At 68.1% G+C, this 24,017-nt stretch carries 23 protein-coding genes; 9 read left to right on the top strand and 14 right to left on the bottom strand.

Annotation, left to right across the window (positions count from 1 at the left end; translation table 11 throughout):
- Nucleotides 1-43: 43 nt before the first annotated feature.
- The 3 genes from clpB to GOARA_RS07970 all read right to left on the bottom strand — a co-directional run bounded on the left by clpB (nt 44) and on the right by GOARA_RS07970 (nt 3,728).
- On the bottom strand, nt 44-2,620 hold the full coding sequence (clpB, locus tag GOARA_RS07980) for an ATP-dependent chaperone ClpB (protein ID WP_007321829.1): 2,577 nt from the start codon (nt 2,618-2,620) through the stop codon (nt 44-46).
- 132 nt (nt 2,621-2,752) lie between these two features.
- A complete protein-coding gene (locus GOARA_RS07975; RefSeq protein ID WP_007321828.1) occupies nt 2,753-3,229 on the bottom strand; it encodes a hypothetical protein in 477 nt (158 codons plus the stop codon).
- A 124-nt stretch (nt 3,230-3,353) separates the two neighbouring features.
- Entirely contained in the window at nt 3,354-3,728 is a 375-nt protein-coding gene (locus GOARA_RS07970) for a DoxX family protein (RefSeq protein WP_007321827.1), read from the bottom strand.
- 154 nt (nt 3,729-3,882) lie between these two features.
- On the opposite strand from GOARA_RS07970, the gene GOARA_RS07965 reads away from it, so the two are divergent.
- Complete coding sequence (locus GOARA_RS07965; RefSeq protein ID WP_007321826.1) at nt 3,883-4,152, top strand: hypothetical protein; 270 nt, start codon at nt 3,883-3,885, stop codon at nt 4,150-4,152.
- A gap of 13 nt (nt 4,153-4,165) precedes the next feature.
- On the opposite strand, the gene GOARA_RS07960 is transcribed toward GOARA_RS07965, so the two are convergent.
- Complete coding sequence (locus tag GOARA_RS07960) at nt 4,166-5,284, bottom strand: alanine racemase (protein ID WP_007321825.1); 1,119 nt, start codon at nt 5,282-5,284, stop codon at nt 4,166-4,168.
- Nucleotides 5,285-5,410: 126 nt separating this feature from the next.
- Here GOARA_RS07960 and GOARA_RS07955 point away from each other — a divergent pair, with 126 nt between their 5' ends.
- From GOARA_RS07955 to GOARA_RS07935, 5 genes are all read left to right on the top strand, one after another.
- Nucleotides 5,411-5,704, top strand: coding sequence for a hypothetical protein (locus GOARA_RS07955; RefSeq protein WP_007321824.1), 294 nt, complete (start codon nt 5,411-5,413; stop codon nt 5,702-5,704).
- A gap of 215 nt (nt 5,705-5,919) precedes the next feature.
- The gene (locus GOARA_RS07950; RefSeq protein WP_040522262.1) at nt 5,920-7,377 is read left to right on the top strand and encodes a class I adenylate-forming enzyme family protein; all 1,458 of its coding nucleotides are present in this window, start codon (nt 5,920-5,922) and stop codon (nt 7,375-7,377) included.
- An 86-nt stretch (nt 7,378-7,463) separates the two neighbouring features.
- Nucleotides 7,464-9,263 carry a DUF3556 domain-containing protein gene (locus GOARA_RS07945; protein WP_007321822.1) on the top strand — a complete coding sequence of 600 codons (1,800 nt, stop codon included), beginning with the start codon at nt 7,464-7,466 and terminating at the stop codon, nt 9,261-9,263.
- The gene (locus tag GOARA_RS07940; protein WP_007321821.1) at nt 9,260-10,693 is read left to right on the top strand and encodes a phytoene desaturase family protein; all 1,434 of its coding nucleotides are present in this window, start codon (nt 9,260-9,262) and stop codon (nt 10,691-10,693) included. The genes GOARA_RS07945 and GOARA_RS07940 overlap by 4 nt, the downstream gene beginning before the upstream one ends.
- Nucleotides 10,694-11,965, top strand: a complete 1,272-nt coding sequence (locus GOARA_RS07935; RefSeq protein ID WP_007321820.1) for a PucR family transcriptional regulator — start codon at nt 10,694-10,696, stop codon at nt 11,963-11,965.
- A 4-nt stretch (nt 11,966-11,969) separates the two neighbouring features.
- Here GOARA_RS07935 and GOARA_RS07930 read toward each other — a convergent pair whose 3' ends face one another.
- Complete coding sequence (locus GOARA_RS07930; RefSeq protein WP_007321819.1) at nt 11,970-12,170, bottom strand: type II toxin-antitoxin system antitoxin; 201 nt, start codon at nt 12,168-12,170, stop codon at nt 11,970-11,972.
- On the bottom strand, nt 12,170-13,051 hold the full coding sequence (locus GOARA_RS07925) for an SPFH domain-containing protein (protein WP_007321818.1): 882 nt from the start codon (nt 13,049-13,051) through the stop codon (nt 12,170-12,172). The genes GOARA_RS07930 and GOARA_RS07925 overlap by 1 nt, the downstream gene beginning before the upstream one ends.
- A 220-nt stretch (nt 13,052-13,271) precedes the next feature.
- Here GOARA_RS07925 and GOARA_RS07920 point away from each other — a divergent pair, with 220 nt between their 5' ends.
- Nucleotides 13,272-14,435, top strand: coding sequence for an FAD-binding oxidoreductase (locus GOARA_RS07920; RefSeq protein ID WP_007321817.1), 1,164 nt, complete (start codon nt 13,272-13,274; stop codon nt 14,433-14,435).
- Nucleotides 14,436-14,460: 25 nt separating this feature from the next.
- Here GOARA_RS07920 and GOARA_RS18915 read toward each other — a convergent pair whose 3' ends face one another.
- The 6 genes from GOARA_RS18915 to GOARA_RS07890 all read right to left on the bottom strand — a co-directional run bounded on the left by GOARA_RS18915 (nt 14,461) and on the right by GOARA_RS07890 (nt 20,781).
- Nucleotides 14,461-15,609 (bottom strand): hypothetical protein, encoded by a 1,149-nt coding sequence (locus GOARA_RS18915; protein WP_007321816.1) that lies wholly within the window; start codon nt 15,607-15,609, stop codon nt 14,461-14,463.
- 35 nt (nt 15,610-15,644) lie between these two features.
- Nucleotides 15,645-16,043: a heat shock protein transcriptional repressor HspR gene (locus GOARA_RS07910; protein ID WP_007321815.1), complete on the bottom strand. Its 399-nt coding sequence runs from the start codon at nt 16,041-16,043 to the stop codon at nt 15,645-15,647.
- 3 nt (nt 16,044-16,046) lie between these two features.
- Nucleotides 16,047-17,255, bottom strand: a complete 1,209-nt coding sequence (gene dnaJ, locus GOARA_RS07905) for a molecular chaperone DnaJ (protein WP_007321814.1) — start codon at nt 17,253-17,255, stop codon at nt 16,047-16,049.
- 54 nt (nt 17,256-17,309) lie between these two features.
- Complete coding sequence (gene grpE, locus GOARA_RS07900) at nt 17,310-17,909, bottom strand: nucleotide exchange factor GrpE (protein WP_007321813.1); 600 nt, start codon at nt 17,907-17,909, stop codon at nt 17,310-17,312.
- Nucleotides 17,906-19,750, bottom strand: coding sequence for a molecular chaperone DnaK (gene dnaK, locus GOARA_RS07895; protein ID WP_007321812.1), 1,845 nt, complete (start codon nt 19,748-19,750; stop codon nt 17,906-17,908). The genes grpE and dnaK overlap by 4 nt, the downstream gene beginning before the upstream one ends.
- A gap of 236 nt (nt 19,751-19,986) precedes the next feature.
- A complete protein-coding gene (locus GOARA_RS07890) occupies nt 19,987-20,781 on the bottom strand; it encodes a crotonase/enoyl-CoA hydratase family protein (protein ID WP_040522251.1) in 795 nt (264 codons plus the stop codon).
- A 70-nt stretch (nt 20,782-20,851) separates the two neighbouring features.
- Here GOARA_RS07890 and GOARA_RS07885 point away from each other — a divergent pair, with 70 nt between their 5' ends.
- The gene (locus GOARA_RS07885; RefSeq protein ID WP_007321810.1) at nt 20,852-22,612 is read left to right on the top strand and encodes an acyl-CoA dehydrogenase family protein; all 1,761 of its coding nucleotides are present in this window, start codon (nt 20,852-20,854) and stop codon (nt 22,610-22,612) included.
- A gap of 15 nt (nt 22,613-22,627) precedes the next feature.
- Here the strand turns inward: GOARA_RS07885 and GOARA_RS07880 are convergent, their stop codons facing one another.
- Entirely contained in the window at nt 22,628-23,104 is a 477-nt protein-coding gene (locus GOARA_RS07880; RefSeq protein WP_007321809.1) for a DUF1648 domain-containing protein, read from the bottom strand.
- A 61-nt stretch (nt 23,105-23,165) separates the two neighbouring features.
- On the opposite strand from GOARA_RS07880, the gene GOARA_RS07875 reads away from it, so the two are divergent.
- Nucleotides 23,166-23,570, top strand: coding sequence for a DUF5709 domain-containing protein (locus tag GOARA_RS07875; protein WP_007321808.1), 405 nt, complete (start codon nt 23,166-23,168; stop codon nt 23,568-23,570).
- Between the two features lie 230 nt (nt 23,571-23,800).
- Here GOARA_RS07875 and GOARA_RS20390 read toward each other — a convergent pair.
- The coding region (locus tag GOARA_RS20390; RefSeq protein ID WP_040522248.1) for a hypothetical protein at nt 23,801-24,017 on the bottom strand (217 nt) is incomplete at its 5' end.

Below are 24,017 nucleotides of genomic sequence, written 5' to 3'. Positions count from 1 at the left end.
TACGGACGGGCCCGCAGTCTTGACGCGGCCTAGACGACGAAGCTCAGACGACCTCGGCGTCGACGGCGGCCTCCACCGTCAGCGACTCGCCGTCACCGGCCACGTCGACCACGACCGTGTCGCCGTCGCGAATGTCACCGGCCAGCAGCGCTTTGGCGAGCCGGTCGCCGATGGCCTGCTGCACCAGGCGGCGCAGCGGACGGGCACCGTAGAGCGGGTCGAAGCCCCGCTCGGCCAGCCATTCCTTGGCCTTCGGCGTGACGTCGAGCGTCAGGCGCCGCGCTTCGAGCCGCTTGTTCAGGCTCCGCAGCGCGATGTCGACGATCGTCACCAGCTCCTCGGAGCTCAGCGCGTCGAAGATCAGCACCGCGTCGAGGCGGTTGATGAACTCCGGCTTGAACGCCGAACGGACCGCGGCCATCACCTGATCCTTGTCACCGCCTGCGCCGAGGTTCGACGTCAGGATGAGGATGGTGTTGCGGAAGTCGACCGTGCGGCCCTGGCCGTCGGTCAACCGGCCCTCGTCGAGGACCTGCAGCAGCACGTCGAAGACGTCCGGATGGGCCTTCTCCACCTCGTCGAAGAGGATGACGGAGTAGGGCCGCCGCCGAACGGCCTCGGTCAGCTGACCGCCGGACTCGTAGCCGACGTACCCGGGAGGCGCGCCGACAAGCCTTGCGACGCTGTGCTTCTCGCCGTACTCGCTCATGTCGATGCGGACCATCGCCCGCTCGTCGTCGAAGAGGAATTCGGCGAGTGCCTTGGCCAGCTCGGTCTTGCCGACACCCGTCGGACCGAGGAACAGGAAGGACCCAAGCGGACGGTTCGGGTCGGCGACGCCGGCGCGTGCGCGGCGCACCGCGTCGGAGACGGCCTGCACCGCTTCGGCCTGCCCGACGACCCGTTTGCCGAGTTCGTCCTCCATGCGCAGCAGCTTGGCGGTCTCGCCCTCCAGCATGCGTCCGGCCGGAACACCGGTCCACGCCGACACCACCTCGGCGACGTCGTTGGGACCGACCTCCTCCTGCAGCATCACGTCTTCTTCGGGGTCGGTGCCGGTCTTCTCCAGCGCCGCTTCGAGTTCCTTCTCCAGCGCCGGGATCTGGCCGTACCGCAGCTCGGCCGCACGTCCGAGGTCGCCGTCGCGCTCGGCGCGGTCGGCTTCGCCGCGCAGGTGCTCCAGTTGCTCCTTGGTGTCACGGACGGCGTCGATGGCCGACTTCTCGCTCTGCCAGCGCGCGGAGAGTTCGTTGAGCTTCTCCTTCTGGTCGGCCAGTTCGGCGCGCAGCTTGGCCAGCCGCTCCTTCGACGCGGCATCGGTCTCCTTCTGGAGTGCGACCTCCTCCACTTCGAGGCGCCGCACGGTCCGCTCGACCTCGTCGATCTCGACGGGGCGCGAGTCGATCTCCATGCGCAGGCGCGACGCGGCCTCGTCGACGAGGTCGATCGCCTTGTCCGGCAGGAACCGCGACGTGATGTAGCGGTCGCTCAGGGTCGCGGCGGCGACGAGCGCGGAGTCGGTGATGCGCACACCGTGGTGCACCTCGTAACGATCCTTGAGACCGCGCAGGATGCCGATGGTGTCCTCCACCGACGGCTCGCCGACGAACACCTGCTGGAAGCGGCGCTCCAGCGCGGCATCCTTCTCGATGTACTGGCGGTACTCCTCCAGGGTCGTCGCACCGACCAGACGCAGCTCGCCGCGGGCGAGCATCGGCTTGATCATGTTGCCGGCGTCCATCGCCGAATCGCCGGTCGCACCGGCGCCGACGATGGTGTGCAGCTCGTCGATGAACGTGATGATCTGTCCGGCGGAGCCCTTGATCTCGTCGAGAACAGCCTTGAGGCGTTCCTCGAACTCACCGCGGTACTTGGCGCCGGCGACCATCGCACCGAGGTCGAGGCTGACCAGCGTCTTGTCGCGCAGCGACTCGGGCACGTCGCCTTCGACGATGCGCTGGGCGAGCCCTTCGACGACGGCGGTCTTGCCGACGCCGGGCTCGCCGATCAGCACCGGGTTGTTCTTGGTGCGGCGGCTCAGCACCTGCACGACGCGCCGGATCTCCGAGTCGCGCCCGATCACCGGGTCGAGCTTGCCCTCCCGCGCGGCGGCGGTCAGGTCGGTGGAGTACTTCTCCAGCGCCTGATAGGTCGACTCGGGGTCGGGGCTGGTGACGCGCGCGGTGCCGCGCACGTTCACGAACGCGTCGCGCAGCGCGTCCGGCGTGGCGCCGTTGTTGACCAGCAGCTTGGCGGCGTCGGTGTCGCCTTCGGCGAGTCCCACGACAAGATGCTCGGTGGAGACGTACTCGTCGCCGAGTTCGGTGGCGAGCTTCTGTGCCGCCGAAATAGCCGCGACCGACTCGCGAGACAGCTGCGGCGGCGCGCTGGCGCTCGACACGGTCGGCGCGCGATCGACCAGATCCTGCGCCTGACGGCGAATCAGCGACGGGTCGGTGCCGACCGCCTTGAGCAGCGGCGACACGATTCCGTCGGTTTGATCAAGGAGGGCCACCAAGATATGAGCCGGCCGCACGTCGGGGTTTCCCGCTGCCGCCGCGTTCTGCACGGCGGCCTGCAACGCGGCCTGGGCCTTGGTGGTCGGGTTGAAGCTGTCCACTCGTCACTACCTCTCGTTTTGGCCTGCGGGTGTCACCGCAGGAAAGTTTAGTCTTTCGGACTCAATTTTGTCCGTCGACTAGTCCAACCGAGAGATAGTTGAGCCTATTCCGCTCAACCTCCGAGATTCTCGCTACCTGACGTGGATCACAGCAGTGCACCTCGGGGCGGGAATCGACCATGCCGCGTTGCTGTTCACCGCGTTCAGCACCACGCGAACCGGGCCGCGGCCGAGATGCGACGTGCGGATCGGGATCTGGTGCGTGCCGGTGTACGGCGGCGAGACGTGACGGGTGGAGAACCGCGTGCCGCGCTGGTGGGTGCGCAGGTTGTGGTAGTCCAGCCGCATCCGCGACGTGTAGCCGATGCCGACCCACAGGCTGCTGAACTCGGTGGTGAGGTAGGTCGTGCCCGCGTACTCCGACACGATCACCCGTGTGGGGTTGTACGGCAGGTCGACGATGTTCGGGCTGAGCGCGGTGCAACTCGTCAACGGGTACACGCGAGCGGCGTTCGCGGTACCGGCGCCGGCGACGGCGGCCCCCGCGGCAGTGGTGGCGACCGCCAGGGCGGTCGCGGCGACCTTGGTGCGTGTCTTGCTTCCAGTCATGCTGTCCTCCTGGCAAGGCGGCTGAGTTAGTGACGCCCCGGAGTCTACGAGCCTCCGACAGGCATTTGAACCCTTTCGAAGGCCCCTCACAGGAGGCTGGCAGGGCCCTCCTAGAAGCCGCTGCCTAGAACGGCAGCTCGGAGAAGCGGCCCCACATGACGATCAGCGCCAGCGCGAGTATGACGATGTTTACGCCGATCAGCGGCCATTCCTTGCGGCGGGCGTGAACCCCGATCGCGCCGAGCATCACGATCGCCAGACCTGTGGCGGCCCAGGGCACGAGGCCGGGCAGAATGTCGGTCAACGCCGGCACGATCAGGCCGATCGCGCCGAGGACTTCGACGAGCCCGATCCCCTTGATGACGTTCGGGTCGACGTCGTCGGCCCACCCCATCCCGGAGGCGACCAGCTTGTCCTTGGGCTGAGCCAGCTTCGCCGATCCGGCGAAGAGAAAGACCGCGGCGAGCACACTCGCGACGATCCAGAGGAAGACGTTCACAGCGCTCTCCTTCGTTCTGCGCGGTCCGGTCACCACCCGGCTGCCACCGGACCATGGTCCACATATCGTTATACGCCCTTTCGCTCCCCATTCTTGGGAACTTCCCAGGTGCGACGGGTTCCGCCCGACGGCCGTCGCCGGTTACCGTCGAACCATGCGACGCCTCCGTCCGTGTCTTCCGCGCCTCAGCGCGGCGGCGCTCGCTGTCGCGGCCACCGCGATGCTGCCGGCGGTCAACGCATCGGCGGCCGCCCGCCCCGAAGTGGGCCAGCCATGCACGGGTGCCGAGATCGGGCGCAAGGTCACCGACAAGCACGGACGCACCATCATCTGCAGCAATTACCGCTGGCAGATCTACACCGGTCAGCGCCCCAGCCACCCGTGGGCCGACCAGCAACGCCAGTTCTTCGGCATCGCCGCCTGAACAGCGCGGGAAATCAGGGCCGTCGCAGGAACTGCGTGGCCCACTCGTCGACGACCCGCCCGTCGTCGTCGATGACCGTGACCACCGGCCAGCGATCGAACGCCCCGCACGGATGCGAGATCCCGAAGTCGACCAGATCGCCGATGGCGAGATCCGAATCCGTCACACGGACGACCGCGTGGTGGTCATAGAGGGCCGTCACCGTGCCCGCACCGCGCTTGCCGCGCCGGCCCTTCGCGTCCCAGGCGCCGAGCACCGTCGGGAGGTCGGCATCGTGCGGCACATCCCGCTTGCCCAGCCCGACGACGACCAGCCCGGGTTCGGGGGCGGAAATCACTTCTCCCCGAACGGTGACCGCGGGTTCCAGCCCGGCGATCGGCGACACGCGGTCGTACATCCCGTGGTCGTGTACCGCGTAGCAGCCCGATCGCACGACGACCACCGCCCCGGGCACCGCACGCACCGGGCCCGCCGCGGCGACGACCCGATCCGGGAAGGCCGAACCCCCCGCGGTGAACACCGGGTTGGCCGTCCCGAAGAAGGACACGAGCTCGACGAACACCGCGGCGGCGAACCGGCAATGTTCATCGACGAGTCGCAACGTCTCCGCGTCTCGGACCGCCGGCACCACCCCCTCGTACGCCGACACGCCGATCAGCCGGAGGCCGCGCGCCGAACGCACGCGCAACGCCAACTCGATGGCCGCCGGCTCGGCCCGAACGCCGCTGCGTCCTCCCGCGGTTCCGACGTCGATCAGCACGTCGACCACCACGCCGGACGTGCGCGCCGCCTCGTCGAGTCCGGCAATGCCCGCTACCGAATCGACCAGCACCGTGAGGTCGGCTTCACCGGCCAAGCCGCAGATCTGCTGCAACCCAACGGGATTCACGACCTCATTGGCGATCAGGATCCGCCGGCACCCCCAAGATGCCGCGATCGCCGCCTGTGCGGGCGTCGCGACGGTCACGCCGTCGGCACCGGCCGCGAGTTGACGCTCGACCACCGGCCGGCACATCGTCGTCTTGATGTGGGGCCACAGCAGCACCCCCGAATCGGCGCACCACCGGGCCATCACATCCAGGTTCGACTCGAGTCGCGGCAGGTGCAGCCGCAGCTGCGGATAGGTCGTCACCGGGTCAGTGTCTCACCTCACTTTCACCGCGGTAATCTATGCGTCACTTCATATATATGGAATGATGCATGTGTACGCGCGGCGCTGCGACCATGCCGCATCTCACGACCAACAAGGGAGTTGCCGATGAGCACCCACACCGAACACGCCAACCACGACCACGTCCACGGCGAAGGCTGCGGCCACGTCGCCGTCCCCCACGGCGACCACGTCGACTACGCCCACGACGGACACCTCCACCGCGCGCACGACGGCCACTACGACGAGTGTGAGAGCGCCGAGCACGCCGAGCACGCCAACCACGACCACGTCCACGGCGAGGGCTGCGGCCACGTCGCCGTCCCCCACGGCGACCACGTCGACTACATCCACGACGGGCATCGTCACGCCGCACACGCGGGCCACTACGACGAACACTGACCGACCCGACACCCGGGCGGTGCGCGCGCAGCACGATGCTGCGTACGCACCGCCCTTTTTCGAAGTGTCAACACCGGTCAACGCATGCCATATAGCCGACGATTGTGCTCTGAGCACAAGATCTACCGAGAAGTTTATTTTCACAGGCCGTAGCTTGGTGCATTGTGCCGCCATAGTGTTTTCCATCACACCCCCTACAGGAAGTGATGCAGCGCATGTCGGACATCGGCTACTTCGCCTGGAACCTCACCGATCGCGGTGAAGCACCCTGCGTTCGGGACGACAGCACCGAGCTGAGCTACGCGCAGTTCGCCCAACGCGCCGACGCCGCCGCGGCGCAGTTCGCCCGGCTCGGCGTCACCCGCGGCACGGTCGTCGCGATCTGGCTCCCCAACCGCGTCGAACTTCTCATCGCGATGATGGCCGCGTGGCGCCTCGGCGCGACGGCCACCCCGGTCAACCCCCAGTTCCTCGTCCCGGAGGCGAAGCGCCAGATCGACGACTGCGACGCCGTCCTCGTCGTCGCGGAGAGGGACGAACCGGAGATCGGCCGTCCGACCCTGCTCGTCGACGACCTGGCCACCGACCTCGAGCCGGCCTGGCGTCCGCCCGCCCAGCCCGGTCCCGACGACGTGGCTCTCCTCATCTACACCTCGGGCTCGACCGGCGTTCCGAAGGGCGTCGAACTCGCCCACGCGAATCTCCAGTACATGGGGACCGCCATCGGCCACAACAGCGATCTCTCGGCGAACGACCACGCGTTGCTCATCCTGCCGCTCTTCCACGTCAACGCGATCGCGGTGAGCTTCCTCTCCCCGATCCTCGCCGGTGGACAGCTATCGATCACCGGCCAGTTCTCGGTTTCGGGCTTCTTCGACGACGTCGCCCGTCTCCGGCCGACCTACTTCTCGGCGGTTCCCACGATCTACGCGATGCTGGTGTCGAAGATGCCGGCCGACGCCGACCTCTCGTCGCTGCGCTTCGCGATCTGCGGGGCGGCACCGATCTCCCGTGAGCTGCTGGCCCATGCCGAGTCGACGCTGGGGATCCCCATCATGGAGGGCTATGGCCTCACCGAGGGCACCTGCGCGTCGGCGTGTAACCCGCTGCACGGGGTGCGCAAGCCCGGCACCGTCGGGCCGGCGCTGCCCGGCCAGACGATCGCCATCGCCGACGGCGACGGCAACCACCTGCCGCCCGGCGAAGCCGGCGAGGTCATCATCTCCGGCCCCAGCGTCATGCGCGGCTATCTCAATCTGCCCGACGCGACCGCGAAAACCATCCGCGACGGATGGCTCTACACCGGCGACGTCGGAAAGCTCGACGACGACGGCTACCTGACCCTGGTCGACCGGGTGAAAGACATGATCATCCGGGGCGGCGAGAACATCTACCCGAAAGAGATCGAGAACGCGCTCGCCGAACACCCGGCCGTCCTCGAGGCCGCCGTCGTCGGGCGCCCCGACGACATCTACGGCGAGGTCCCGGTGGCCTACGTCGTGGCCTACCCCGACGCCGAAGTCTCCGGCGAAGAACTACTCGACCACCTGTCGAGCCGACTGACCCGGGTCAAGCTGCCCGTGTCGGTCACCGTTGTCGAAGCCCTGCCCCGCAACCCCGTGGGCAAGATCGACAAACCATCGCTGCGAGTGCAGGCCCGCGCACCACTCTGACCGTCTCGCATCCCCACCCCCATCCACCCGTCGCGGGCGCCTGCTCGCGCGGTCAGTCCCCCATTCCCGGATAAGGAGTCACCGCCATGGGATTCAAAGAGGGCGTATTGCCCGAAGTCGACCCGGCCACCTTCATGGATCGGCCGTATCTCGACCGCATCAAGACGACGTCGCGATTCTGGGCCGAGAACGGCTTCGGCACCCCCAAGATGCTGCCACTCATCTACATCGTCAAAGTGCTCGTTCTCCACATCGGTATCGGCGTCACGATCGCAACCCTGACCAGCGGGTTCGGCGTCTTCGACATCGGCTCCTGGTGGAACCAGCCGATCGTGTACCAGAAACTCATCATGTGGACGGTGCTCCTGGAAGCACTGGGCCTGGCCGGGTCGTGGGGTCCGCTCGCCGGCCACTTCGCCCCCATGACGAGCGGATTCAAGTGCTGGTTGCGACCGGAGACGATCCGGCTCCCACCATGGCCGGACCATGTTCCGTTCACCGAGGGCGACCGCCGCACCGTGTTCGACGTCCTCGTCTACGCCGGCGTGCTCGTGACCACGGCGCTGACGCTGTTCTGGCCGAAGGTCGAACTGGAGAACTTCAACACCGTCGTCGGCCACGGCCCCGACAACCCCGTCGCGCTCGTCAACCCGGTGCTGTTCTGGCCGCTGCTGGTCCTGCTCGTCGTCTACGGTCTGCGCGACAAGGTCGGATTCGTCGCCACCCGGCCCGAGCAGTACATGCCCGCGATGGTCTTCTTCGCGATCGCGCCCCAGCTGGGTCTGGTCGACCTGATCATCGCCCTGAAGCTGCTCATCGTCATCGTGTGGCTCGGTGCCGGCATCTCCAAGATCGGCAAGCACTTCGGCAAGGTCATCCCGCCGATGATCTCCAACGCCCCGTGGATGCCGAGCAAGGCGCTCAAGCGCGCCCACTACCGGAGCTTCCCGGAGGATCTGCAGCCGTCGGGTCTCGCCCACTTCATGGCGCACGGCCTGGGCACGTTCGTCGAGATCGTCATCCCCCTCGTACTGCTGTTCACCACGAGCCCGACGATCGCATTGATCGGCGTCCTCGTGATGGTCGCCTTCCACCTGTTCATCCTGTCGACGTTCCCGCTGGCCGTGCCGCTGGAGTGGAACGCGCTGTTCGCCTACGGCACGGTCTTCCTGTTCCTGGGATTCGGCAACAACGAGGGATTCTCGGTCTTCGACGCCCAGCACGTGCCGGCGATCATCCTCATCGTCGCGGGTCTGCTGTTCTTCCCGATCCTCGGCAACCTGCGCCCCGACCTCGTGTCCTTCCTGCCGTCGATGCGCCAATACGCCGGCAACTGGGCCTCGGCCCAGTGGGCGATCAAACCGGAGGCGGAGAAGAAGCTCGAGCAGCACGTGGTGCGTCCGTCGCCGAACATCATCACCCAACTGCAGAAGGCCGGGTATCCGGAAGACGTCGCCGAGGTCGTGCTGTCGCTGACCACCGGCTGGCGCTCGATGCACAGTCAGGGTCCGGGCCTCATGTCGGTCCTGTTGAACGAGATCGGCGAGAACGAGCGGGACTACCGGTTCCGCGAGGCGGAGTTCGCCTGCAACTCCATCATCGCGTTCAACTTCGGTGACGGTCACTTCCACAACGAGGATCTGATCCGCGCGCTGCAGCGTCGGTGCAACTTCGAGCCCGGAGAGTTCCTGGTGGCCTGGGTAGAATCCCAGCCAATCCACAAGAACTACCAGGAGTACAAGTTGATCGACGCGGCACTCGGAGTCATCGAGCGCGGCACGTGGCAGGTGAAGGATTCGGCCGACTCGCAGCCGTGGCTGCCCGACGGCTTGGTTCCGCGCAATGTCACCTGGCGCCGCGACGCCACCGTGGAGGCGACTCGGTGACAACCGCGACAGTGGTCGGCGGCGGGCCCAACGGGCTCGCCGCCGCCCTGCACCTGGCCCGGCAGGGTGTGTCGGTCACCGTCCTGGAGGCCAAGTCGACCGTCGGCGGGGGTGCCCGATCCGGCGAGGCGGGCTACCCGGGGTTGATCAACGACTACTGCTCGGCGGTCCACCCGCTCGGCGTCGGCTCGCCGTTCTGGAAGACCGTCGACCTCGAGCGCTACGGCCTCACCTGGCGCTGGCCCGAGGTCGACTGCGCCCATCCGCTCGACGACGGCCGGGCGGGCGTGCTGTACCAGTCGGTGGACCAGACCGCCGACGGCATGGGGTCCGACGGCAAACGGTGGAAACGCCTGGTCGGCGACCTCGCCGCCCATTTCGACGATCTGGGCGAGGACCTGTTGGGGCCCGTGATCGGAATCCCGAGCCATCCGTTCCGGCTGGCCGCATTCGGGCCGCGCGCCGTCCTGCCGGCCTCGGTGCTGGCGCGCTACCTGCGCACCGACACCGCCCGGGCGCTGTACGGCGGCGCTGCGGCTCACGCGTTCACCCGGTTCGACCGGCCGCTGACCGCTTCACTGGGACTGATGGTCCTGGCCGGCGGGCACCGCTACGGTTGGGCCGTCGCCGAGGGCGGTTCCGGGGCCATCACGACGGCGCTGGTCGACGCCCTGGGCGACTACGACGTCACCATCGCGACCGACACGTTCGTGCGCGCGCACACCGACATCCCCGACTCCGACCTGGTCATGCTCGACCTGAACCCCGGACAGGTGCTGTCGCTCTACGGCGATCTGCTGCCCGGCCGGGTCGCACGCGCCTACCGGCGCTTCCGCGTCGGATCGTCAGCGTTCAAGGTCGACTTCGCCATCGAGGGCGACGTGCCGTGGACTAATCCCGATTGCCGTCGTGCCGGCACGGTCCACCTCGGCGGCACGTTCGAGGAGATCGCGGCCACCGAGCGCGCACGGATCGGCGGCACGCTCGTCGACCGCCCGTTCGTCCTCGTCGGACAGCAGTACCTGGCCGACCGCAGCCGGTCCAGCGGCAACCTCAATCCGCTCTGGTCCTACGCCCACGTCCCACCGGGCTTCGACGGTGACGCGACCGAGCTGGTCATCGGGCAGATCGAGCGCTTCGCACCCGGTTTCCGGGACGTGATCGTCCACGCGCAGTCGGCGAACGCGTCGGCACTGCACGAGTACAACGCCAACTACGTGGCCGGCGACATCATCGGCGGTGCGAACAACGGACTGCAGATGGTGTTGCGGCCGCGCCTCGCCGTCGACCCGTACGCCACCGGGATACCCGGGGTGTACCTGTGTTCGCAGTCCACGCCGCCGGGCGCGGGCATCCACGGAATGTGCGGCTACAACGCCGCTCAGCGGGGACTCAAGCACCTCGGCATACCCGGACAACTGGATCGATAAGTGCCGATCAGCCCCCGACAGCCGCCACCGGCCTCCCCCGAGGTCGTGGCGGTCGTCGCGCGGATGGGCACGCAACTGCAGGCGCAGAAGACCGAGATCGTCGATGCCATGTCGGCAACCATGGCACGCGAGATCGCCGATCTGCTGGCCACCGATCCGGTGCTGCGCGACATGCTGTGGGAGAGCGTCGAATCGAATGTCACGACGATCCTCTACGGACTCTCCGCGAGCGTGCCGATCAGCCACCTGCAGCCCCCGTCGGCCGCGGTGGAGTACGCGCGCCGGCTGGCCCAGCGCGGGATACCGCCGAACTCACTGGTCCGCGCCTATCACATGGGCCAGAACGACATGATCAACCTGTTCTACTCGATCGTCGAGGAGATCGAGCTGTCCCACGAACTGACCATCGAGGTGCTGCGGTACGCCAGCGCCCTGGTGTACGAGTACATCGACTGGATCTCCCAGTACGTCTTCGACGTCTACGAGCGTGAGCGCAATCTCTGGCTGGGCACCGCGGGCAACATCCGGTCGGCGCTGATCCACAGTGTGCTGCGCGACCCCCGCGGGGGCGCCGACGCCTTCGAGACCCAGACGGGGTACCGGCTCGACCAGCACCACCTCGGCGCCGTCGTCTGGACCGACGCCGAGAAGGCGAGCACCCCGGCGGCGCTGGACTCCGTCGCGACTGGCCTCGCCCGCGCGGTGGGGCCGACCGGCCCGCCCCTCTCCACCGCCGTCGACCAGGAGACGTTGTGGGCGTGGATCCCCCTCGGTCAGCATCCGCCTCGCCTGGACACCGCGTCCTTGCGCGAATCACTGTCCCTGCCGGCCGATCTGCGAATCAGCCTGGGTCTCCCGGCCGAAGGCGCGCACGGTTTCCAGCGCAGCCACGAGCAGGCGATCGCCGCGTACGAGGTCGCCACGATGCAGCATTCGCCGACCTCGGCCATCGTCGGATTCGGCGACCGGGGCATCGCACTCACCTCGCTGCTGGCGGGCAACCTCGACTCGACCCGGGCGTGGGTGGGCGAAGTGCTGGGCAGACTGGCCGACGACACGGAGAACGCCGCGGTGCTCCGGCAGACGCTGCGCACCTTCTTCGCGACGGGCGAGAGCCACCTGCGCACCGCCGAACAGCTCAACCTGCACCGCAACACGGTGAAGTACCGCGTCGACAAGGCACTCGCCGGTCCGCGGATCCACGACCGCCTCGACATCGCGCTCGCGTTGCAGGTCTGCGAGTTCCTCGGCCCGACGGTCCTGCGGCACTAGCGGGTCACGGCAGGCGCCCCGCCTGTTTCAGCGCCGTGCGCAGCGCGAATTCCATCTGGGCGTTCACGCTGCGCAAGTCGTCGGCGGCCCACTTGGCGATCGCGGCGTGGACCGCCGGGTCGACGCGCAGCAGCACCTTCTTCGGCTCGCGCCTCTCGGGCCCCCGCCGATCGGCCGGGTTGGGAGTGGATGCCGAGCCGGCCATCAGGAGTAGAGCGAGCCCACGTTGACGACCGGTTGCGTCGCACGGTCGGCGCACAGCACGGTCAAGAGGTTGGAGACCATGGTGGCGCGACGCTCTCCGTCGAGTTCGACGATGCCCTGCTCCGAGAGCCCGTCCAGCGCAAGGCCGACCATGCCCACCGCGCCTTCGACGATGCGTTGCCGCGCCGCGACGACCTGCGCCGCCTGCTGCCGGACCAGCATCGCCTGGGCGATCTCGGGGGCGTAGGCGAGGTGGGTGATCCGGGCCTCGATGACTTCGACGCCCGCCGTTTCCGTGCGTTCCGTCAGCTCTTCGGTGAGTTCCTCCGAGACCAGCGCACCGTCGCGCAGCGAGGTTCGATCGGCATCGTGCGCGTCGTAAGGGTGGGTGGTCGCGAGGTGGCGGACGGCGGCTTCGGATTGCGTCTCGACGTACTCCTCGTAGTCGTCGACGGCGAACGCCGCCTGGTAGCTGTCAACCACCCGGTAGACGACGACGGCGGCGATCTCCACGGGATTGCCGTCGGCGTCGTTGACCTTGAGGCGCTGCGTCTCGAAGTTGCGGACGCGCAAGGTGATCGCGCGACGCACCGAAAGCGGAACCACGAAATGGAAGCCGGGTTCGCTCACCGAACCGACGTAGCGACCGAAGAACTGGACGACCCGTGCTTCGTTCGGGTCGACGACGGTAAGCCCGGTCAGGGCGAGAATCGCCGCTATCAGCGCCAACGCGGCAAGACCGGCCAACAAGAGCCAGACAAGACTCCGCGAGTCGCTGTAGGCGACCAGCGCGGCGAGCGCCGCCGCCCCGAACGCGAGCACCGCGACGACGATCACGGCCAGGGCCGCGAACCCGTTGATGCGAAACGCCTTTCTCAGCATCGGACCTCCCACTATCGAATTGATATCGTGATAGTAGCACTGCGACTTGACATCGGGTTGAGGTCGACGCAGGTTGATTTGCGGTCAGCGGATTTCCCGGACGGCCGGGTCGGTCGGAATCTGATCACGATCGGCGTAAGATTCGACGGCCGGTGTCGGCGTGGACCCTTGGTGGTTATGCGCCGCGGCAGTGGGCGTTGCAAGGAGAGGAGGCGCAATCGTGGCCGACGAGACCCGCCTCGCGTTGGCGCGTCTGCGCGAACTCATCAATGCCGATCCGGATCGCTTCACCCGCTCCTACTTCGGCCGGCTGTTCGCCCTCGACCCGACGGTGCGCGAGATGTTCCCCGCCTCGCTGACCCATGTGCGCGGCGCGTTCCACCGCGTCGTCGACCTGGTTTTGGAAGCCGTCCCGGCCCAGTCGGGGCACGAAGAGCTGATCGAACTCCTCGCCCAGCTTGGCCGCGACCACCGCAAGTACGGTTTGGGGCCCTATCACTACGAGCTGGCTCACCGGGCTCTGGTCACCGAGTTCGCGGCGGTGCTGGGGCCGGCGTGGACCCGCGACGTCGCCGCCGCCGTCGACCAGACGGCCCGATTGGTCACGGGCGTGATGAGCGGCGCGGCCGAGCAGGCCGTCGGGCCGGCGGTCACCTCCGCGAGGATCGTGGAGAAGTTCCAGATCAGCCGCGAACTCGCCGTCGTGCGACTCATCGCCGAGACCCCGGTGCCGTTTCTGGCGGGCCAATTCGTCGAGGTCCGGATCCCGCAGTGGCCGCGCGAGTGGCGGATGCTCTCCCCCGCCGGGCCGCCCAACGAGGCCGGCCAGGTCGAGTTCCACGTCCGCGCCATCCCCGGCGGGACCGTCAGCCGGTCGATCGTCGGCGAATCGCAGGTGGGCGACGTGTGGTCGATCGCCCAGCACCACGGCACGCTGCACGTCGAACCCACCACACCGACCACGATGATCGCCGGTGGAACCGGCCTGGCGCCGATGCGGTCGATCCTGTTGTCGTTGTGCGCCAACGTCAGCAACCCGCCGGTGGATCTCTACTACGGCGCGCGCCATCCCGGGGAGCTGTACGAACTCCCGTCGCTGCAGCGGATGATGCCGATGAACCCGTGGCTGAAGGTCACCGCGGTGACCGAGACGCAGGACGATCCCTGGTGGCTGAACTCCTTCGCCACCCCCGCCGAACTCGGCTTCCCCCACCTCATCGGGACACTCGCCGACGCCGTGTCCCATGATGCGGCGCAGACGCCGGGCTACTGGGAGGACCGCGACGTCCTCATCGCGGGCTCACCGACGATGATCGAACTCACCAGGCGGCGGCTCATCATCGACGGGGCGCCCGCGAGCCGCATCCACCACGACGTGGTGTGAGAACGCGGTCGGCGCCCTGCCGGCGTCAGAAGCCCTCGTCCTCTTCGCTTCCCGGCGCCTCGGTCACCGTCTCCGTTTCCGTCTCCGTGATCGTCGACGGCGGGCGCGTGGTGGTCTTGGTGACGGTCCGCGTCGGCGGCGTCACGGTCGTGGTCCGGACGGTGGTGTCCGACCGGGTCTCGGTCCTGGTCACCGTCGCGGTGCGCGTCTCGGTGCTCACCGAGACGGTGGTGACGCCGACGACGCGCTGCGCCGTCCCGGTGGAGAAGAGAACGGCGGCGATCGCCCCGGCCAGAATGAGGAAACCGGCCGCGGCGGTACCGCCGATCAGCCACCATCGCCGACGGTTCGCGCGGTCGGCGGTCGCGACGACGGTCGGCGAATCGTGGGCCGCCGGATTGACGACCGCGGTGGTGTACTCGTCCGACCCGCCGTACGGCGCCGACGGTGAGGCGGCGAAGGCCGCGGGCGCGCCGACCGGTGCGACCGCTCCGCCCCGGGCCAGGCTGGCGGCGGCGCCGGCGATGGCGTACCGTGGCTGCGCGGCGACGACGACGGGTCGCCCCAGGGCGCCTTCGAAGGCCGCGTGGACCCCGGGCACGTCGGCCCCGGTTCCGGTGAAGACGACGTGGGTGATCGTCTCGCTGCCCGGCATCGACGAGATCGCGCCGGCCACGTTCGCGGCGCCGCTCGGATCGATCACCGCCGTCGGCTGATTGAAATCCGGGTGCCACTCGGTGCGACCGGTGATCACGCCGGAATGGGGGTCGACGGCGATAATCGGTATCCCGGCGGTGGGCGCCGTGTAGTCGTCGAGGTTGACCAGGGCGACCTGGCCGCCCGCGGTCCGCAGCGCCGGGTCGGTGCGGGCCAGCTCGACCATGGCCGAGTCCAGGGCGTCGACGGTAAGGCTGGAGTACCAGGCGGGACGGGAAGGAAAGGGCTCGAAGGCACGCCGCAGCTCGTCGACGAGCGCGGGATCCGCGGCGACCAGCCCGATCTGCGTCACCTCGAAGGGCGCCGAACCGACCAGGTCGTTCACGGTTGCGGTGACGGTGGCCACCGTCTCGTCGGCGACGTCGACGGTGTTGGTGGCGACGACAGCATCGTTGTCGTCGCGGACCACCGAGGCTATCTGGCGGTCGACGACGGCGATACCCATGACGTGCCCCATGACCCACCCTCTCGGTTGCTCAGCCTACGAGGCTATCAGGAGGTGCGACGGCCACGGCGGGGCTGCCACACCACCAGGGCGGTGGTGCGCGGGGCCGGAACGACCTCTCCCCCGCGGCGGCCCACCGCGTCGAGGCGGGCGCGCAGATCGTCGACCTCGCGGGTCAGCTCGATGATCCGCTTGATGCCGGCGAGATTGACCCCTTCTTCTTGGGAGAGGCGCTGAATCTCGCGCAGCAGTTCGACGTCGCTGCGGCTGTAGCGACGCCCGCCGCCACTGGTGCGAGCGGGCGTCACCAACCCCAGCCGGTCATAGGTGCGCAGCGTCTGCGCGTGCATTCCGGCCAGCTCGGCGGCCACCGAGATGACGTAGGTCGCACGATCGTCGGCCTGCCCCATCTCGTTCGGCCGGCCGGCCTGGCTCGCTGACGCCATGACTCATCGCCCCCAACCGGACCGCGGGTCGTAGCCGGTGGCCTTCTCGGCCTCCGCGTACGCCTTGAGCGCCTCGGTCGCCTTCTCGTCGAGCGAGGTCGGCACCGACACCTTGACCGTGACGAGCAGATCGCCGGAACCGCCGGCCCGCTTGGGAACTCCGCGGCCGCGCACCCGCAGCGTGCGCCCGTCGGCGGTGTTCGGCGGAATCTTGACCCCGACCGAACCGTCGAGGGTCGGCACCGACACCGTCGCTCCGAGGACCAGCTCGGAGAAGCTCACCGGCAGTTCGACTTTCAGGTCGTTCCCGCTGCGGGTGAACAGCTTGTCGCCGGTGACGTGAACCGTGACGTACAGATCGCCCGACGGCGCTCCGCGCATCCCCGCCTCGCCTTGGCCGGCCAGCCGGATCCGCTGCCCGTCCTCGACGCCGACGGGGATCCGCACGTTGATGTTGCGCGGACGGACCTGAACGCCGTTCCCGGAACAGTCCGGACACGGCGACTCGATGATCGAGCCCGTCCCCTGACAGTCGCGGCACGGCTCGCTGAACCCGAACGCGCCCTGGTTGCGGCTGACGAACCCCGACCCGTTGCAGCGGGCGCAGACCCGCGGCGCGGTGCCGGGCTTCGCGCCGCTGCCGTGGCACGTGGTGCACGGCGACGGGCTGGTGACCCGCATGCTGACCGTCGTGCCCTGTGCCGCGTCGCGGAACGAGAGCGTCGTCTCGGCCTCGAGGTCCTGGCCGCGACGCGGGCGCGTCCCGGTGGTGCCGCGCGTGGAGGTGCGCCCTGCTCCGCCGCCGCCCCCGCCGAACATTCCGCCGAGGATGTCGCCGAGACCGCCGTCACCGCCGCCGCTCCCGAAGAGATCGTCGAGGTTGAAGTCGCCGCCGGTCGTCGTATAGGTGGTTCCGCCACCCGAGCCGCTGAAGCCGCCGGGAAACCCGTTGCCGCCGCGGAAACGGCCGCCGGCGAACATCGCCCGCGTCTCGTCGTATTCCTTCTTCTTCTCCGGGTCGGAGAGAACGCTGTTCGCCTCCGAGACGCGCTTGAAGCGCTCCTCGGCAGCGGTGTCGCCCGGGTTCTTATCCGGGTGAAGCTCGTTGGCCAGCTTGCGATACGCCTTGCGTATGTCGTTGGCCGACGCGTCGGAGGCGACGCCGAGCTCCTTGTAGAAATCCTTCTCCAGCCATTCACGCTGAGGGGCCATGTGACGTCACCTCCTTTGTCGTTTCGTTCATCTGCGTGCTGATCTCGCTCCGGCTCACTCCCCGGCGGGAGCGGAATCGGGCGTCCCGGCCGCCTCGCCGTCGGTCACGGTGACCATGGCGTGGCGGATGACACGGTCGCCCACGCGGTAGCCGACGCGGTAGACCGCGCCGATCACCGGGTTGTCGCCGGAACCGTCGTTCTGGACGGCCTCGTGGAGCTCGGGGTCGAACGGGTCGCCCGGCTCACCGAAGGCCGCCAGCCCCTGCGCGGTGAGGGTCGCGATCAGTTTGTCGGCGACCGCGCGCAGCGGGCCCGACTCCAGATCGCCGTGCTCACGCGCACGGTCGAGATCGTCGAGGATCGGCAGCAACTGCTCGATGACGAGCTGCTTGCCCAGCGACACCCGGGCGGCCATCTCCTCGTCGGAGCGCCGTTTGTAATTGGTGAACTGGGCGCGTTCGCGCTGCAGCGCGGCGGTGAGTTCGGCGACCTCGCCGGTCGGAGCGCTCGGCTGCGAGTCGGCCTGGGCCGCCTCGGGCGCTTCGTCCCGACCCGCGCCGGCGGGGGCCTGCGCCCCCGCCGCCGCCGCGGTCTCAGTCACGTCCGGTCCGGGCTCACCCTGGCCGTTGGTGGCGTCGAATGGCTCGGTCACTTGTTCTCACCCTCGCCCTCGTCCACGACCTCCGCGTCGACGACATCGTCGTCGGAAGCGGTCGCCGACTCGCCGGCCGAACCGGCCGACTCGGCGGCGCCGGCCGCGTAGATCGCCTGGCCGAGCTCCTGCGAGACCGAGGAGAGGTTCTCGATCGCCGTCTTGATGGTCGCGGTGTCGTTGCCCTCGAGAGCCTTCTTGGCCTCGTCGATCGCACCTTCCACCTTCGACTTGACGTCGGCCGGGACCTTGTCGTCGTTCTCGGCGAGGAACTTCTGGGTCTGGTTGACCAGCGACTCCGCCTGGTTGCGAGTCTCGGCCTCCTCGCGGCGCTTGCGGTCTTCCTCGGCGTGCGCCTCGGCGTCCTTGACCATCCGGTCAATCTCCTCCTTGGAGAGGCCCGAACCGTCCTGGATGCGGATGCTGTTCTCCTTGCCGGTGCCCTTGTCCTTCGCGGTGACGTGCACGATGCCGTTGGCGTCGATGTCGAAGGTCACCTCGATCTGCGGGACACCCTGCGGCGCAGGGGCGATACCGCCCAGCTCGAAGCTGCCGAGCAGCTTGTTGTGCGACGCGATCTCGCGCTCACCCTGGTAGACCTGGATCTGCACCGAAGGCTGGTTGTCCTCGGCGGTCGTGTAGGTCTCGCTCCGCTTGGTCGGGATCGTGGTGTTGCGCTCGATCAGCTTGTGCATCACGCCGCCCTTGGTCTCGATACCCAGGCTCAGCGGGGTCACGTCGAGCAGCAGCACGTCCTTGACCTCGCCGCGCAGCACACCGGCCTGCAGGGCAGCACCGACCGCGACGACCTCGTCGGGGTTGACGCCCTTGTTGGGCTCCTGGCCGCCGGTCAGCTCCTTGACGAGTTCGGTGACCGCGGGCATGCGCGTCGATCCGCCGACGAGCACCACGTGGTCGATGTCCTTGACCGAGATGCCGGCGTCCTTGATGACCGCCTGGAACGGTGCGCGGGTGCGCTCCAGCAGATCGTTGGTGATCTTCTGGAACTCGCTGCGCGAGAGCTGCTCGTCGAGGAACAGCGGGTTCTTCTCGGCGTCGACGGTGATGTAGGGCAGGTTGATCGACGTGCTCTGCGATGCGGAGAGTTCGATCTTCGCCTTCTCGGCCGCCTCGCGGAGGCGCTGCATGGCCATCTTGTCCTTGGTCAGGTCGATGCCGTGCTGGGCCTTGAATTTGTCGACGAGCCAGTCGACGACGCGCTGATCCCAGTCGTCACCGCCGAGGTGGTTGTCGCCGGAGGTCGCCCGGACCTCGACGACACCGTCGCCGATCTCCAGCAGCGAGACGTCGAAGGTACCGCCGCCGAGGTCGAAGACCAGGATGGTCTGCTCCTTCTCACCCTTGTCCAGGCCGTAGGCCAGGGCGGCCGCGGTCGGCTCGTTGACGATGCGCAGCACGTTCAGGCCGGCGATCTGGCCGGCTTCCTTGGTGGCCTGGCGCTGGGCGTCGTTGAAGTAGGCCGGCACGGTGATGACCGCGTCGGAGACGTCCTCGCCGAGGTAGGCCTCGGCGTCGCGCTTGAGCTTCATCAGCGTGCGGGCGCTGATCTCCTGCGGGGTGTACTTCTTGTCGTCGATCTCCACCGACCAGTCGTTCTCGCCCATGTGGCGCTTGACCGAGCGGATGGTGCGGTCGACGTTGGTGACCGCCTGGTTCTTCGCCGGCTGGCCGACGAGGACTTCGCCGTTGCGCGCGAACGCGACGACCGACGGCGTGGTGCGCGAACCTTCGGCGTTCGCGATGACGACGGGCTCGCCGCCCTCCAGTACAGACACCACCGAGTTCGTGGTTCCGAGGTCGATTCCGACAGCACGGGACATATGAGTGTTCCTCCTGTTGATATGGCGGCGATCCGTGGATCGACCCGCCAGGGTCTAAGTCTTGGTTCTCGCGAAACCTCAGCGCTTCCGACTCAAGTTCTAGTCGCCGATCGGTCGTCGGTCAACTCTTGTTGAGTCTTTCACACTCAAGTTTCTCGATGGGTCCAACCCGGCCGAGGTGCGGTTCATTCCCGGTTCGGCAAAAAAGTTGAGCCCACCCGACGCAGAGTTCCGGGTCAGAGCTGGCGCTCGACGAAGTCCGGCTTCGTCCGCTCCGCACCGGCCTTGCGCGCGATCGCCGCGTTCTTGCCGCGAAGCAGTCGCACCTGCAGCGTCTGCTCGACCGGGAAGGACAGGCGCGATCCGCTGTACCAGGTGTTCTCGAACAACGCCTTCGACGCCGCGACCGCGTCGGGCGAGCGCTCCTTGACGGCGTCGACCAGCTCCGTCGCGGCGGCCAGCGGGTCGTCGTCGACGGAACTCACCAGTCCCCAGCCCAGCGCCTGCTCGGCGTCGAACATCTCACCGGTCATGGTCAACCGCTTGGCGACGTCGATACCGGTCAGCTGGGCGATGCTGGCCGAGAGCGACATATCCGGGATGAGGCCCCACTTCGCTTCGAGGATCGAGTAGTCCGCGTCGCGCGCGCTGAACCGGAAGTCCGCGCCGAGCGCGATCTGCAGACCGCCGCCGTAGCAGTGGCCGTGCACGACGGCGATCACCGGGACCGGAACGCTGCGCCACGCCCAGCCGGCGGCCTGGAAGTTGTTCGCGGCCGTCGAACGCTTGGGGACGAGGTTGCGCATGATCCGGCCGCGCTGCTTTCCCGCCGACGCGAAGTCGAGACCGGAACAGAACGACGGGCCCTCGCCGGAGAGGATCACCGCCCGCAGCGAACGGTCCTTCGCCGCGCGGTCGGCCGCGCTCGCCAGGTCGTCGATCATGTCGAGGGTCAGCGCGTTGTGCTTATCGGGACGGTTCAGCCGCACATGGGCGACCTCGTCGCGGACGTCGTAGTCGATGTTGCTCATCGCGCAACGGTAGCCCGTCGATTCCCGCGGCGGCGCGTAGGAGCGACCGCTGCCGGGTAGGTTGGCGACCATGACCGACGCCGAGCCACTGCTGTTCAACCCGCACACCTACGACCCCCAGCATTTCGACGAACCCACCCGCCGGCTGCTGCGCGCGACCATCGACTGGTTCGAGGGCCAGGGCAAAGGCAAGATCGTCGCCGAGGAGCTGTCGGCTGCCTGGCCGGGCGACTTCGTCGACTTCGTGAAACGGGAGAAGCTGTTCGCGACCTTCCTGACACCGGCGGAATACGGCGGCGGCGACCCTGCCAAGCGGTGGGACGGCGCCCGCAACCACGCGCTGTCGGAGATCCTCGGCTTCTACGGCATGGCCTACTGGTACACCGAACAGGTCACCATCCTCGGCCTCGGACCGATCTGGCAGAGCGACAACGAGAAAGCCAAACTACGGGCGGCCGCCGATCTCGACGAGGGTCAGCTGATGGCCTTCGGTCTCTCCGAGCGCGAGCACGGCGCCGACGTGTACCAGACCGACATGGTGCTCACGCCGGCGAGCGAAGCCGACCAGGCCAACGGCATCCGCTACCGCGCGAACGGCGAGAAGTACTACATCGGCAACGGCAACGTCGCCAGCATGGTGTCGGTGTTCGGCCGCTTCGGCGAGCAGGCCGACGACGCTGCGGACGCCGGCGACCGGTACACCTTCTTCGTCGCCGACAGTCGTCGCCCCGAGTACGAACTCATCGACAACGTCGTGCACATGCAGTCTTACGTCTCGACCTTCCGCCTCAACGACTACCCGGTCCGCGACGAAGACGTCCTGCACCGGGGTGTCGAAGCGTTCGCCGCGGCGCTGAACACCGTCAACGTCGGCAAGTTCAATCTGTGCAGCGGCTCGATCGGCATGTCCGAGCACGCGTTCTACGAAGCCATCACCCACGCCGACAACCGCATTCTCTACGGCAACAGGGTGACGGACTTCTCGCATGTTCGCGCCAACTTCGTCGAGGCCTACGCCCGCATCGTCGCGATGAAACTCTTCAGCCAGCGCAGCGTCGACTACTTCCGCAGCGCCAGCCTCGACGACCGCCGCTACCTGCTGTTCAATCCGCTGACCAAGGCCAAGGTCACGATGGAGGGCGAGACGGTCCTGCGGTTGCTGCACGACGTCATCGCCGCCAAGGGCTACGAGAAGGACACGATGTTCCGGCACTTCGCCAACATCATCGGCGCCTACCCGCGCCTGGAGGGCACGGTGCACGTCAACGTCGGCCTGGTCCTCAAGTTCATGCCCAACTACATCTTCAACCCGAAGGAGTACCCGGAGATCGGGACCCGGCTCGACGCCGCCGACGACGAGTTCTTCTTCAACCAGGGACCGACCCGCGGCGCCGGCCGCGTGCAGTTCGCCGACTGGAAACCGGTCTACGAGAAGCACTCTCACATCGCGAACGTCGCGACCTTCTACGGGCAGGCGGGCAAGTTCGCCGAATTCCTGGCCACCGCGGCCCCCGACGCCGCGCAGCAGAAGGACCTCGATTTCCTGCTCACCGTCGGCCAGCTGTTCTCCCTCGTCGTCTACGGCCAGCTGATCCTGGAGCAGGCCGAACTCACCGCACTCGACGACGACACCGTCGCGCAGGTCTTCGACACGCTCATCCGCGACTTCTCGTCGTACGCCGTCGACCTGCTCGGCAAGCCGTCGGCAACAGCGGCGCAACAGGATTGGGCACGCGGCGCCATCGCGGCACCGACCCCCGACGCCGACAGGTTCGACCGGGTGTGGCAACGCGTCCAGGCTTACAACGGCGCGTACGAGATGAATCCTTAAGCGCGGCACCGCCGATCAGCGCGGCTCGCGGTACAACCGTCGCAGTGGAATGCCGATGACGATCGCGAGCACGACGAGATAGCAGACGATCACGGCGATCGCCGGTGCGGCTCCGACGTCGAGCGCGACGAATGCGTTGATGGCCGCGAACAACAGCACGGTAAGTGCCGCGATGTTCAGCAGCATAGAGCGCGTCAGCGCGTCGAAGGCGCGACGATGCTCGGGGCTCAGCCAGTACTCGCGGTGCGGGGTGTTGATCAACGACTCGGGCATGCGCGGCGCGAACGCCGCGAAGCCGACGATGAGCAGGGAGGTCGCGAGGGCGGTCACCAGCATCACGGTCAAGAATTCGGTGCGAGAACCCCACCGGTCGACGGTGCCGTCGGCGCCCCAATGCATCGGCACGCGGTCGGGAGCGGTGAACGCCACCCACAGCCAGGTGATCGCGAAGACCACCGCTGCGGGGATCAAGGGCCGACTCGCGTGCAACACGCGTCCAACCTATCGGTAGGAACGCCCCTGTACAGTGCCGCGACGTCGATACCCTCGATGTATGAGCGATGACTCCGATGTCGACGGCGACTACGCAGGCGACCAGTTGCAGCCCGAGGACACGCTGGCCGACGAGGAGTTGGACGACGTCCTCGACCGGGGCTACTCGCCGCCGGACTACCCGCCCCACGATTACGAGAAGGGCGACTACGAGCACGAGTCCCTCGACGAACGGTTGTCCGAAGAGGAGCCGGACGTCGGCGCCGACCCGGACGCCGAGGAGCGCGACGCCGACTTCCCCTCGTCGGACGAGGTCGGCGACAGACGATCCGGCCGCCTCATCGCGCCTGACGAGGGCACCATGCCCGACGTCGATTCGCAGATGATCGCCACCGACGCCGGGGTGGACGGTGCCGGCGCGTCCGCCGAGGAAGCCGCGATTCACATCGTCGACGAGGAGGGTTAGGCGCCAGGCGCCCCCACCGCCGACCGTGCCCACATTCCCGCCGACCGTGCCCACATTCCCGCCGACCGTGCCCACATTCCCGCCGACCGTGCCCACATTCCCGCCGACCGTGCCCACATTCCCGCCGACCGTGCCCACATTCCCGCCGACCGTGCCCACATTCCCGCCGACCGTGCCCAGTTTCCCGCCGAGTGGGCACCCCACCCACGCCGAGTGGGCAGGCAGGACGGCTAGGGGCGCAAGACGATCCCGGCGAGGGTTCTGTTCGCGATTCGTCTCGCCTCGTCGACGTTCCGCGCCGGTGCGGTCAGGGTCAGGAGGCCTTTCGGGCCGACCACCATCACGAGATAGAGTCCGGTCGGCGACGAAACCGAGCGGGGAACGGTCGCCCACACGGCCCACCCCAAGCCCGTGGCGCGCAGTCCGACCGTCACCTGCCGGGACCCT

Origin of the sequence: Gordonia araii NBRC 100433 (genome assembly GCF_000241265.1) — a bacterium.
Classification (GTDB): Bacteria; Actinomycetota; Actinomycetes; order Mycobacteriales; family Mycobacteriaceae; genus Gordonia; species Gordonia araii.
This window is presented reverse-complemented; position numbering and strand designations above follow the sequence as displayed.

Coding starts and splice junctions, on each gene's coding strand:
- GOARA_RS07930 (WP_007321819.1), bottom strand. CDS start 12,170: ATGGCCGGCTCGGCATCCACTCCCAACCCGGCCGATCGGCGGGGGCCC.
- GOARA_RS07975 (WP_007321828.1), bottom strand. CDS start 3,229: ATGACTGGAAGCAAGACACGCACCAAGGTCGCCGCGACCGCCCTGGCG.
- GOARA_RS07925 (WP_007321818.1), bottom strand. CDS start 13,051: ATGCTGAGAAAGGCGTTTCGCATCAACGGGTTCGCGGCCCTGGCCGTG.
- GOARA_RS07875 (WP_007321808.1), top strand. CDS start 23,166: ATGAGCGATGACTCCGATGTCGACGGCGACTACGCAGGCGACCAGTTG.
- GOARA_RS07885 (WP_007321810.1), top strand. CDS start 20,852: ATGACCGACGCCGAGCCACTGCTGTTCAACCCGCACACCTACGACCCC.
- GOARA_RS07950 (WP_040522262.1), top strand. CDS start 5,920: ATGTCGGACATCGGCTACTTCGCCTGGAACCTCACCGATCGCGGTGAA.
- dnaK (WP_007321812.1), bottom strand. CDS start 19,750: ATGTCCCGTGCTGTCGGAATCGACCTCGGAACCACGAACTCGGTGGTG.
- GOARA_RS07945 (WP_007321822.1), top strand. CDS start 7,464: ATGGGATTCAAAGAGGGCGTATTGCCCGAAGTCGACCCGGCCACCTTC.
- GOARA_RS07965 (WP_007321826.1), top strand. CDS start 3,883: ATGCGACGCCTCCGTCCGTGTCTTCCGCGCCTCAGCGCGGCGGCGCTC.
- GOARA_RS18915 (WP_007321816.1), bottom strand. CDS start 15,609: ATGGGGCACGTCATGGGTATCGCCGTCGTCGACCGCCAGATAGCCTCG.
- GOARA_RS07955 (WP_007321824.1), top strand. CDS start 5,411: ATGAGCACCCACACCGAACACGCCAACCACGACCACGTCCACGGCGAA.
- GOARA_RS07910 (WP_007321815.1), bottom strand. CDS start 16,043: ATGGCGTCAGCGAGCCAGGCCGGCCGGCCGAACGAGATGGGGCAGGCC.
- dnaJ (WP_007321814.1), bottom strand. CDS start 17,255: ATGGCCCCTCAGCGTGAATGGCTGGAGAAGGATTTCTACAAGGAGCTC.
- GOARA_RS07890 (WP_040522251.1), bottom strand. CDS start 20,781: ATGAGCAACATCGACTACGACGTCCGCGACGAGGTCGCCCATGTGCGG.